The 12,376-nt window shown below is 64.4% G+C and carries 5 protein-coding genes; 3 read left to right on the plus strand and 2 right to left on the minus strand.

The window, feature by feature from the left end; translation table 11 throughout:
• Positions 1–25 precede the first annotated feature (25 nt).
• A complete protein-coding gene (locus ACQCSW_RS05870; protein ID WP_426989910.1) occupies positions 26–1,126 on the minus strand; it encodes a hypothetical protein in 1,101 nt (366 codons plus the stop codon).
• Positions 1,127–1,447: 321 nt separating this feature from the next.
• On the opposite strand from ACQCSW_RS05870, the gene ACQCSW_RS05875 reads away from it, so the two are divergent.
• On the plus strand, positions 1,448–7,912 hold the full coding sequence (locus ACQCSW_RS05875; protein WP_426989911.1) for a DUF3320 domain-containing protein: 6,465 nt from the start codon (positions 1,448–1,450) through the stop codon (positions 7,910–7,912).
• Positions 7,913–7,992: 80 nt separating this feature from the next.
• Positions 7,993–9,060 carry a virulence RhuM family protein gene (locus tag ACQCSW_RS05880; RefSeq protein WP_426989913.1) on the plus strand — a complete coding sequence of 356 codons (1,068 nt, stop codon included), beginning with the start codon at positions 7,993–7,995 and terminating at the stop codon, positions 9,058–9,060.
• A 55-nt stretch (positions 9,061–9,115) separates the two neighbouring features.
• Here the strand turns inward: ACQCSW_RS05880 and ACQCSW_RS05885 are convergent, their stop codons facing one another.
• Positions 9,116–10,489, minus strand: a complete 1,374-nt coding sequence (locus tag ACQCSW_RS05885) for a GAF domain-containing protein (RefSeq protein WP_426989914.1) — start codon at positions 10,487–10,489, stop codon at positions 9,116–9,118.
• Positions 10,490–10,578: 89 nt separating this feature from the next.
• Between ACQCSW_RS05885 and ACQCSW_RS05890 the strand changes: the two genes are divergently transcribed.
• Positions 10,579–12,369: an NAD(P)-binding domain-containing protein gene (locus ACQCSW_RS05890; protein ID WP_426989915.1), complete on the plus strand. Its 1,791-nt coding sequence runs from the start codon at positions 10,579–10,581 to the stop codon at positions 12,367–12,369.
• Positions 12,370–12,376: the final 7 nt, after the last annotated feature.

Here is a 12,376-nt window from a genome sequence, read left to right on the forward strand (position 1 = left end):
GCCGTGGCTGCATCAACGGATCCGCTCATCGCACCCGGATGTTCGACGGCTTCCCGGGAATGTCCAGCGGCTTCATCCCGAAGGCCTTGGCCTGGAGCAGGCACCACTTGCGCAGCTGCATGCCGAGCACCTTTGGCAATGACCCGTGGCGCTGCTTCACCAGCGGCGTCCCCACGGAACCGAAGAGGGAAATGCTGATGCCGGTGTCCCCGTGCAGCAGGGGATCGTTGAGCACCGACCTCCATGCCTTTTCCAGTGCCTTGGCTGCGTCATCCCTGCTGCTGTTGACGCCTTGGAAGCTTCGCGCCAGATGGTCATGCATCCGCTGCTGCTCGGTCAGTGCCTGGGACTTTGAGACCTTGGCCCGAGGCGCTTCGGCTGCGGTTGGCGGCTGGGCGGTGCCCGCACTTCCGGCGGCCACCACGATGAGGTCGGCCAGTTCGGTGTGGAGTGCCGCGATGTGCCGGTGGATCGCGCTGATCCGCCGGACGACGTCGGTGTCCCCGCCTCTCTTTGGGCTGCGCAGCTTGGCCTTCACGTCGGCGGGGAAGCTGGTGCGGAACAGCGCACAAAGCGCTGTTGCAAGACCGAGCCGGGCGCCGTCGTCGGGCAATGTCAGCGGCGACTTGCTGGTGGCCGTTGAAATAAACCCGGCTAGATGCGGCAGACTGCCGTAGACCTTGCCCCAGCGGATCCGCTCGATGGTTGTGCCGTCGTCCACCTGGGGAGAGTAGACGCTCTGCATGAGCAGCAGCTGCTGCGGATCGAAGGTTGGGAAGTGGTGGGGAAGGATGGTGCCCCTCAGGACTGCGCGGACGGCGTCGAGCTGCCGCGACACTTGCTCGATCGGGTTGGGAACGTTCAGTCCGCCGTCGAGCCGCCAAGGTGTGCCGGTGTCGGTTGCTGACGCCACGCGTTGGGGGAAGCCCTTCCACTCGCTGACCATGAGCGTCCCATGCCGGACGTTGTAGAAAAACCAGTCAACCTCGGCGACCGGCCTGCCCGGTGCGTCCACCCGGCAGTTACTGAACGCCCATACATCGTCGTCCAGCAACTCACCCAGTTTCGCAACATCGCGGGCGGATGGTCGGTGCGCGGCCGTATTGGCCGAAGGAAAGTGCAGCAATGAAGCCTTCTGGGGCGCATAGCCCGGCTGAGGGAACCCCAAACCCACAGCCAGTAGCGCGTCGTGCGCTACGCCATCATCACTGTGCGGAAGGTCCAGCGGCAAGTGTTTCAGGCACCAAACCAATGCCTCGTGGAGGGAAACCCGTTCTTGCACGTACGAAGCGGCATCCCGAGCGCCGCGGGTATCGAAGGATGCTTTCGTGCTGACGGGTGCGCGTGGCGGCGCCCGGCGCGCCTGATTGTCGGCGCCAGATGCCATGATGGGTTCTGATTGATTGAATGACGACACTGACGCCGGTGCCGTAGATGGGGGAATCTGATGAGTCTGTCCAACCGCGAGTACGTGGGCCGTGCTCTTGACGCCTTGGCCGTGGGCCTTGAGCCCTACATCGCAGGAGTGCTCGCCGAGGTAGCCCCCGGCGTGGTCTGGACAAAGATCCTCCAGCACAAGGATGAGAACGCCGGACGTGCTGCGCAGAACTACGCCGCCTCGGACCTCAGCGTGCAGCTGCGGATCATGACCGAACCCATGGGCTCACTGGGATACCCTTTCAACCTCCCGCACGACGCCCGCAGCCACACCTCCGAGCTGCGGCAGGCACGTAACCTGTGGGCACACAATGAGTCCTTCAATGACGCCGACACGTTCCGCACCCTGGACACCACAGGACGGCTGGCCAAGGTCATCGGCCTGAACGACACCTCCAGCGAGCTGACTGCACTTCTGAACGCGTACCAGAAGCGGACTTCTCAGAACCAGGAACAACCGGAAGAGAACGAGCAAGCCCTGCCCGCCGCCGTCGTGGAACCCGGCGTCCAGGAAGACAGCGCAGCGGACGATTCGGTGGCGCCGGAACCGGTCGCCGCGTCTCCTCACATGGTGGTGGAAGTGACCACAGCAGATGCCCTCAGCTATGCGATGGCGCACAACGGCTTCCGTTTTGTGAGGCAGGTCAAGGTCACCAACGCCGGCGCGGAAATCCGCGGTGCCGTCGTCCACATCGAAGCCACCGCGCAGTCCGGCCGGATCTCGGGCGACTTCCAGCAGTATGTGGATCTCGCAGCAGGCCAGACCATCACACTGGATGATCTCAACGTCCCTGTCCAGGCCGCCACCATCTATGAGCTGGCGGACCGGCAGCTGGGGAAGGTGCTGGTGACCGTCCAGTCGGTGGGCGCCGATTCAACCGTGACGGAGCTCGGCCGCGCCGAGGCTGACCTGATACTCCTGCCCGCCCAGCTGTGGATTGCCGGGCGGGGACTGGTCTCCTACGAGTTCCTGGCCGCGTATGTGCAACCACACCACCCCAGCATCGCCAAGCTCATCTCCGAGGCTGCCGACGTCCTCATGGAAACCACCGGCAGCGGCAGCTTCGACGGCTACCTGGAAGACGGAGACCGGGTCGACAAGATCGTCTTCGCCATCGCCCAGGCCATGAGTGCCCGTGACATCCGCTACAGCATGCCGCCCGCCAGCTGGGGATTGGAGGGCCAGCAGGTCCGCACCCCGGCGCAGGTACTGGATGGTCGCTTGGGCACCTGCCTGGACACCACGCTGGTCCTTGCCGCAGCCCTCGAATCCTGCGGCATCCGGCCGCTGCTCTGGCTGGTGGACGGCCACGCGTTCCTCGGCTACTGGCGCGAAGAAGGCAGCCTCAGCACCGCGGCGTCGGACGACGTTCCCGAACTGGTCAGCCTGGTCCAGCGCGGTTTCATCGGGCTCGTGGAGACCACACTCCTCACCGGCAGTCAGCCCATCTCAGCCGCCGCACTCCGCAGCAGTCCGCTGAACCGCTATGTGGAGAGCGGCAATGACGAGATCAACGCCGTCACAGACGTCCGGCGCGCGCGCCTTGACGGCATCTACCCGTTGCCCGCCCGCACCACGTCCGACGCCGGAACCCACACGGTGGTCAACTACGTCCCGGAGACCAGGACGGCGCCGTCCCTGCCGGAGAAGGCAGCCTCCAGCGGGGGAGCGGTTAGGACCCCCTCCGACGTTCCACCCCGGGTAGTCCAGTGGAAAAACGCCTTGCTGGACCTCAGCCTGCGAAATAGGCTTATCAACTTCACGGACACGGCCCGGTTCCCGCTGGCCGTCCCCACCGCTTGGATGGGTGCCTTCGAGGACCTCGTCAGCAAGGGCACGTCCGTCAGTTTGCTGCCGTCCAACCAGATCAGCGCCATCCACCAGGAGCGCGGCGTGCGCTTCGGCCGAGACCTCCCCCAGGACGAACTCGCGGACCTGCTGAGCTCCAAGAAGTCCGTATTCGCTGAGGTCAGCGAAGACGGCTACAACGCCAAGATGCGGGGCCTCGCCTACAAGGCAAAGACCCAGTTGGAGGAAACCGGCGCCAACAACCTGTACCTGGCCATCGGCAGCCTGATGTGGGAGCTGGACGGCCGGGCGCTCAGGTCCCCGCTGGTTCTTGTCCCGGTCAAGCTGACCTCCGCGGGCAAAAATGGCCTGTACCGGGTGACTCTAGATGAGACGGGCCAGTCCACGCCGAACTATTGCCTTCTGGAGAAGCTGGCGCAGTCCCATGACTTGCGCATCCCTGGCCTGGCCGAGCCGGACGAAGATGGCTCCGGGATTGACCTGGACGCTGCGTTCGCTGCCGTGCGTACCGCTGTTTCTGCCAAGGGCCTGGCCTTCCGGGTGGAGAACACCGTGGACCTGTCCATGCTGCAGTTCGCCAAGTTCCGCCTGTGGAAGGACCTCGACGAGAACTGGAAGGAATTCACGAGCAACAACCTGGTCAACCACCTCATCAGCACCCCCACGGAACTGTTCTCGGACGGCGTTCCGGTGACGTCCGACGTCGACCTGGATGCCCTTGCGGCGCAGTGTCCCATACCAGCGGACTCGTCCCAGTTGGAGGCAGTTTCGTCCGCAGTGACCGGCCAGACATTCGTTCTGGAAGGCCCACCAGGCACGGGCAAGTCCCAGACCATCACGAACCTGCTGACCCGCGCCATTGTTGAAGGCAAACGGGTCCTGTTCGTTGCGGAGAAACGGGCAGCACTCGATGTTGTCCAGCGGCGGCTTGAGGATGTCGGCATGGGGCCGTTCTCCCTGGATCTGCATGACAAGGGCAGCAAACCGGCGGTGGTCAGGGCGCAGATTAAGCACGCCTTGGAACTGCGGTTAGCGGCGGACAAGCAGCAGCTCGAAACTGCCTCCACCGACTTGGCCTCAGCCCGGCGCGGACTGGTCCGCTATGCCAATAACGTCCATGAAGAGAATGGCGCGCAGCTCTCCCTGTACAGCGCGCGGACCAAGGCCCTGACTTACGAACCTGATCACGCGATTGTGCCGCTCAGCCCGGAACTGACAGCGTCATTGAACGGGTCGACGCTGGATTCGATCCGGCAGGTGTTCCGGGAACTTCCGGAGCTCACAGACCCCGTCCGTCCTGGCCCAGCTCACCCTTGGAGGTTTGTCTCTGTGGCTGGCGGCGAGCAGCAGGAGCAACAGCTGCTGGCTCTGGGACGTCGCATCAACGATGCGCTGAACGCCCTGCGTCCAACGCCTGGGCTGCCGTCGGTTCTGGATGCTGCCCAGACGCCGGCCGACGTCGGAACGCTCGCCGCGCTGCTGCAGGACCGGAACGTACCGTTGGGCACCCTGGACGTGGTCCGCTCAGGCGGCTGGTCCGTCAACGCTGAACAGCTCGAAAAACTGGTGACGGCTTTTGCCTCCGTCCAGCATCCTGGACTGGAGCAGGTGGGGCCCGGTGCCATGGACCTGCCGCTGCCGGAGATCCTGGGACGTGCGCAGCAGGCTGCGGCCACCGGATTCTGGGGCCGGAAGAAGCGGCTGCTCGCGGTAGCTGCTGAGCTGTCTCCCGTACTGGCTCCCGGAGCGGAGATCCGGCACAAGGAACTGGTGCCGCTGCTGGAGAAACTGGTGGCTGTGCAGCAGGAAGTTTCGGGCCTGCGGGCAACGCGGGGCTCACTGCCTGGTCTTCCCGCGGATCAGCAGTGGAACCCACTGACGCCGGACGATCAGGCTGACCTGCGACACCGGATATCCTGGCTGCGCTGGGCCGCGCAGGCTGTGCAGCCTGCTCCGGAGACCGCCGTCGTGAGCTTTCAGGGCGAGCTGCGGACGTTCCTGAAGGATGCCCCGGGCGTCCACCAGAACGTTGTTGGCTGGCTGGAGGAGCTTTCCCAGGCTTGGGAAGAGTTCCTGCAGGTCCAGGGCGTGGGCTCAGCTGAGCTGCGTACCTGGACCGGTGAGCGGGGTTTCCTGGCGTGCTGGTGGGAAACGTCCGTGGCCAGGCGGCTGGATGCCTCGGGGGCGGTACCCCTGACGCGATGGCTTGATCTGGTTCGCCACCTCGAACCGCTGCGTGCTGCGGGGCTGCTCGACGCCCGTACCGCCGTGCTCGACGGCGAGCTTGAAGCTGATGACGCTGCAGCTGCCTTCGAACGCGGCTTGGCCGAAGGATCGCTGACCGAACGCCGCATCGCTACGGGGTTAAGCGACTTTGACGCCGCGGTGCACGAGCGCACGATCGACAGGTTCACCACCCGGGCCGAAACGGTTCGTGAGCTGCTCAAAACCAACCTGGCTGCCGGGGTACTGCGCTCCCGGACGGTCTCGTCGTCGTCGACCTCAGGGCGTATGGGGGAGCTGCAACGTCAACTGACCCGCCAGCGGGGTGGCATGTCCGTCCGCAAACTGATGGAAAGCTACGCAGACCTGATCACGGGGATTATGCCCTGCACGCTGGTCAGCCCGGATTCGGTGGCGCGGTTCTTCCCTGCCAAGGCTGGTCTATTCGACATTGTGGTCTTCGATGAGGCCTCACAGATCCGGGTAGCCGACGCGGTGGGTGCTATGGGCCGCGGTGCGTCAGTAGTGGTGGTGGGTGACAGCAAGCAGATGCCGCCGACGTCGTTCGCGGAGATTTCCTCAGACGGCGGCAGCGACGGGGACGCCGAGATTTCCGTGGTGGAGGATATGGAATCGATCCTTTCCGAATGCGTGGAAGCGCGGGTGCCGCGGCAGTGGCTGTCCTGGCACTACCGGAGCCAGGACGAATCGCTGATCGCCTTCAGCAATCAGCAGTATTACGACAGCAAGCTGTCGTCCTTCCCCGGTCCATCGCATGGTGCTGCGAATGCGGGTGTCCTCGGGCACGGCGTGAACTTTGTCCGGGTGGATGGGCAGTTCCATCGTTCGGGGCCGTCCAAGGTGCTCCGGACCAACCCTGTGGAGGCGGCTGCTGTGGTGGCCGAGATCCGGCGCCGGTTTGATGCTGATCCTGCGGGTTTGCCCTCAGTTGGTGTGGTGACGTTCAACTTGCAGCAGCGTGCCTTGGTTGAGGGGCTGCTGCGGGATACGGAGGATCCGCGGATTGTGGCTGCTCTTGATGAGGATTCTGAAGGGCTGTTTGTCAAGAACCTGGAGAACGTACAAGGCGATGAGCGGGACGTCATCCTGTTCTCCACGGGGTTCAGCAAGAACGACAAGGGGTACCTGCCGCTGAACTTTGGGCCGCTGAACCGGTCGGGTGGTGAGCGGAGGCTCAATGTGGCCGTGACCCGTGCACGCCGGCAGGTGATCGTTTTCTCCAGCTTCAGTCCTGCGGACCTGCGCTCTGAGGAGACCAGTTCGGTGGGCATCAAGCACCTCCGGTCCTACCTGGATCTGGCCGAGCAGGGAACTGCTGCGCTGCCTTATGACGGGCGACGTGCTGCCAGCATTGACCTGCATCGGGAAGAGATTGCCGACGCCCTGCGGGACCGTGGGTTCGTGGTTTCTTCAGATGTTGGGTTGTCCGACTTCAAGGTGGATTTGAGCGTGGCGCTGGCGGAGAACCCAAGCCGCCAGCTGATGGCCATCCTGTTGGACGGTCCCGCCTGGGCTGCTCGCCGGACGGCGGGGGATCGGGATGGACTGCCGCGGGATGTCCTGACGCGGATGATGCGGTGGCCGTCGGTGGAGCGGGTATGGTTGCCGGCTTGGCTCGCCGATAGTGAGGCCGTCCTTGACCGGATTGAACTGTCCCTGCGGGAAGCAGCACCGGACGTTTTAGAAGAGCCCGCCGCCGAGCCAGCTCCTCGGGAAGTTGCCGTTCCGCGTGCCTCCGACGAAGAGCTTTACGCAGAGCCTGCTGAGGATGTCACGGACATTCTTGGAACCTTGCCGCTGTTCGATGAGATTCGGAAACCGGCTGTCCCGCCGTCGTCCACGTCTGTCGTCTCTGAGGTTGATACGTACGAGCCGTGGCCCGTTCAGACGTTCGGTACCACCGACGTCCTTGACAACCTCCACTCGCGCCGTTCAATCGCTGCCGTCCGGGATGCCATTTCCGCGGTAGTGGCAGCTGAAGGTCCTGTCCATCAGGACCGTCTGGCGAAACTGGTGTGTGCGGCTTTCGGGCTGAACAAGGTCAATGGCCAGCGTTCGCATTCTGTGCTTCGGTTGGTGGAGCCATCGACCCACGTCATCGATGATGATGGCTTCGTGTGGGACGCCGCCATGGACAGAGGCTCCTGGCGGGTATTCCGTCCGAACGGCACGGATATTGTCCGCAAGCCAGAGCACATCAGTGTTGTCGAGCTGAAGAACGCCATGGTGGACATTGTGGGCGTGAACGGCGGCATAGCCGTAGATGAGCTGCAGCGGGAGACAATCCAAACATTCGGAGGAAAGCGCCGAACAGCCGGCATCATCGCCCGCCTAAACGAGGGGCTGCAGCATGGCCTTGAATCGGATCAGTTGGAACTGCGCGGCGACGTGGTCCATTTGACCAGTTCAGCTTCGGGCTAATTAACCGTGTCGGTGGTAGCGAATAGCATCGTCGCAGAACAGACAGATGGGGTGTCAACAAATGAGTGAAGGCGGGCAACTTGACTGGAGCAGCAAGTCCGAACGGTGAGCTGATTCTCTATGCCAGCCCTGACGGTCGGCAGGTGGTGCAGCTGCGGGCATCTGGTGGCACAGTGTGGCTCACGCAGATGCAAATTGCGGAGCTATTTGGGACCTCAATACCCAATGTAGCCCAGCTCATCTCCAGGGTTTTGGGGGACGGGGAAGTGACCGAGGCAACTATTAACTCAGAGTTAATGGTTCGAACTGAGGGGACCCGACAGGTCACCCGCGAGGTCAAGGTATACAACCTCGACATGATCTTGGCCGTAGGCTATCGCGTCTCCACACCAAGGGCTGTCCAGTTCCGCCAGTGGGCGACGACGGTGCTAAAGGAATTCTTGATCAAGGGGTTTGCAATGAATGATGCATACCTCAAAGATCCCGCCGGCGTGGACTACTTCGACGAGCTTCTGGAGCGGATCCGCAGCATTCGTGCGTCGGAGAAGCGCTTCTATCAGAAGGTTCGTGACATTTTCGCTGAAACGAGCAGTGACTACGACAGCAAGTCAGAACTGGCTCGGAGCTTCTTCGCTACCATTCAGAATAAGCTGCTCTTCGCCGTTACCGGCAAGACGGCGGCTGAACTGGTGGTGGCTCGTTCGGATGCGTCGGCTCCAAACTTGGGGCTCACGACCTGGGCAGGCAAGGAAGTCAAACGTCTGGATGCGGAGACGGCCAAGAATTACCTCACGCATGAGGAGATACGAGAGCTTGACCGTTTGACCGTGATGTTCCTCGACTTTGCTGAAGACCGGTCCGCAAGACGTCAGGAAATTCGTATGGCCGACTGGGTCACGCAGGCCGACCGCTTCCTCGACTTCAACGAAAGGACTCTGCTCGGTAATGCCGGGTCCGTATCTCACCAATCCATGAAGGCGGAGATCGGCCGCCGATACGACGACTTCGACAACAATCGAAAAGCAACTCAAGCCAGACAGGCTCTCGAAGAGGAAGCCAAGGATTTGACGGAACTTATGAACGCTGCCGAGGCCATCACCCGCCCAGACGACAATCCGGAACCGGGACGACGGACGGACGGCATGTAGGCACGACACATGTGGCGTGGAGCGCCGCTCAGGATCACTGCGCAGCGCCCAGGGCTCAGGACAGGCTCAACGCCAAGAACGACAGGTACCGCGCATCCCCCCGACCCACCAGACTTCCCAGGGCCTCCACCGCCTCCGAATCCGCGGAGCCCATGTCCGTGGACAGCCAGCGGCCGAGGAGCCCGGCGTCGCCACTGGAGCGCACTGCCGATCCGACGGCCAGGTCCAGTTGGTCCCGCAGCAGCTGCACCGACAGGACACCCGACCGGCTCAGCAGGGGAGCCGTATAGGCCTCCAGCGCTTCGGCCACCCGCCCGTCGCGCAGGAACCGCAGTACCCGCCCCGAATCCGAGCAGCCGGCCAGGCCCGAAACAAACCGGTACGGATTCGACTCCACGGCGTCGCCCAGCATGGATCGGACCCTGAACATTTCAGTGCGGATGGCCTGTGGAGTGCCAGCGTCGCCATGCAGCTCATAAGTCAGTTCCTCGGCGGACCAGCCCTGGGCACGCGAATCCAGCAGTGCCAGGATTTCCGCCCGGCGAAGCGTCAGCGGCACCCGGCTACCGTCCCGGAACACCGCGGCAGGCTTGTCCCCGAGAAGTTCCAGCGACTCAACGGCTGCAACCGGCCGGCGGGCGGCCTGCCGGGACGCAGCCCGGCCAGGTGAGGCACTCACGGACGTCCCTCCGTCGGACGTTCCCAACAGCGTCTCCGCCACCCGGACCGCGCACCGCACCATCCGCAGCGTGTCCGCACTGAGGGTGTCCAGCGGTCCCGATACGTCGAGTACACCCAGCAGCCTGCCCGTCGCCGGGTCCCTGATGGGCGCCGCCGTGCACGCCCATTCATGGTGGGTGCGGACCAGATGCTCGGCGGAAAACAGCTGCACCGGCCGGCCGGTGACCAGCGCCTCGCTGATGGCGTTGGTGCCGATCCCGGCCTCGGACCAGTCAGCCCCTTCGGAGAACTCCAGCCGGTCCGCCCGCCGCAGCACCTCCGGGCTGCCCACCCGCCACAGGATCTCGCCCCGGGCGTCGGTGAGCACCAGCAGGTGCCGGCCGGAACTTGAATCGTCGGCCAGCAAGTCGTGAAGCGCCGGCATGACCTGCTGCAGCCGGTGCTCCCGCCGCAGCTCCAGGACATCGGAAACATCGTGCAGGTGCCGGGGGCTGTGCTGGTCCGGGCTGATGCCCAGGGCCATGGAGCGGCGCCACGAATCCGCCAGGTCGGTGGGGATCTCCGGGCGCGGGACGCCGGAGATGACCAGTTCGTGGGCGCGGCGCAGGGCGCGCGAGTACTTCGCCGGGTCCGAAAACCTCAGGCCGTAGTCCAAAGCAGTGTCCTCCTCACCGGCGGCGTCCTTGCCGGCAGTGCCTGTGTAACGCGGTTGAAACCCCCACTGCGTTGCAATGGTGATGCAGCTCACGCCAGCCCCAGCATATCGCAGGGGATTCCGGCGGGACGGGGCCGCCGGGACCAACAGACACACGGACCATACGACACAAAGGAGTGGACATGACCGAAACACCCACCGCAGCCGCGCAGGCCTGGCTGACGGAACTGGACGCCGCCCTGCAGCGGCGGGACGTGGACGCCGCGCTGGAGCTTTTCGAGGACGAAAGCTACTGGCGCGACTTCGTGGCGTTCACCTGGAACCTGAAAACGCTGGAAGGCAAGGCGGACATCCGGCAGATGCTGGACGCCACGCTGGACCACGTGCAGCCTGCCAACTGGACTCTGGCCGAGGACGCCACGGGCGACGCCGGCACCACGGAAGCCTGGATCACGTTCGAAACCGCCGCCGCCCGCGGCTACGGCCACCTCCGGCTGCGGAACGGCAAATGCTGGACGCTGCTCACCACCATGCAGGAGCTGAAGGGCTTCGAGGAGAAGAAGGGGATCCGCCGCGAGAAGAGCGTGGCGCACGAGATCATCAAGGGCCGGCGCTCCTGGCTGGAACAGAAGGAGGAGCGCGAGGCGCGGCTCGGGTACGAGGAGCAGCCCTACACGGTCATCATCGGCGGCGGGCAGGGCGGCATCGGCCTCGCGGCGCGGCTGCGGCGCCTGGGCGTCCCCACCCTCGTCATCGAGAAGAACGAGAAGCCGGGCGATTCCTGGCGGAACCGCTACAAGTCCCTGCACCTGCACGACCCCGTCTGGTACGACCACCTGCCCTACCTGAAGTTCCCCGACGACTGGCCCGTCTTCGCCGCCAAGGACAAGATCGGCGACTGGCTGGAGTACTACACCCGGATCATGGAGCTGAACTACTGGGGCCGCACGGAGTGCCTGGGCGCCGAGTTCGACGACGGCACCCAGGAATGGGTGGTCAGCGTCCGCCGCAACGGCGAACCTGTGACCCTGCGCCCCAAGCAGCTGGTGTTCGCTCTGGGTGTCTCGGGCTACCCGAACATCCCCGTGTTCGACGGCGCGGGCTCCTTCCTGGGCGAGCAGCGCCATTCGTCGCAGCACCCGGGCGGCGGGGACTGGACCGGGAAGAAGGCCGTGGTCATCGGCTCCAACAACTCCGCGCACGATATCTGCGCGGACCTGTGGGAGCACGGCGCCGACGTCACCATGGTGCAGCGGTCCTCCACCCACATCGCCCGCAGCGAGTCGCTGATGGACCTCGCGCTGGGCGACCTGTACTCCGAGAAGGCGCTCGCCAACGGCGTCACCACGGAGAAGGCCGACCTGCTGTTCGCGTCGCTGCCGCTACGGATCCTGCCCGAGGCGCAGGTGCCCGTGTATCAGGAGATGGCTGCCCGGGATGCTGACTTCTACTCCCAGCTGGAGGCCGCCGGGTTCGATCTGGACTTCGGCGTGGACGGGTCCGGGCTGTTTGTGAAGTACCTGCGGCGCGGCTCCGGCTACTACATCGACGTCGGCGCCTCCCAGCTGATCATCGATGGCCGGGTGCAGCTGAAGTCCGGGGAGGTCTCCAAGATCACCGGCAACGCCGTGGTCCTGAACGACGGCACCGAGCTGGAAGCGGACCTGATTGTGTACGCCACCGGCTACGGCTCCATGAACGGCTGGCTGGCGGACCTGGTCTCTCCCGAAATCGCGGACAAAGTAGGAAAATGTTGGGGGTATGGCTCGGACACGCCGAAGGACCCGGGCCCCTGGGAAGGGGAGCTGCGCAACATGTGGAAGCCCACCAACGTGCCCAACCTCTGGATCCACGGCGGCAACCTGCACCAGAGCCGCCACTACTCCTCGTACCTGGCCCTGCAGCTCAAAGCCCGGATGGAAGGGCTGGAAACGCCGGTGTACGAACTGCAGCCGACGCACCACGCGCGCTGACACCGGT

The organism is Pseudarthrobacter sp. Y6 (assembly GCF_050156205.1).
Classification (GTDB): Bacteria; Actinomycetota; Actinomycetes; order Actinomycetales; family Micrococcaceae; genus Arthrobacter.

What these genes read in the sequence shown, in the direction of transcription:
- ACQCSW_RS05875 (WP_426989911.1), top strand. Translation starts at nt 1,448, where the DNA reads ATGAGTCTGTCCAACCGCGAGTACGTGGGCCGTGCTCTTGACGCCTTG.
- ACQCSW_RS05890 (WP_426989915.1), top strand. Translation starts at nt 10,579, where the DNA reads ATGACCGAAACACCCACCGCAGCCGCGCAGGCCTGGCTGACGGAACTG.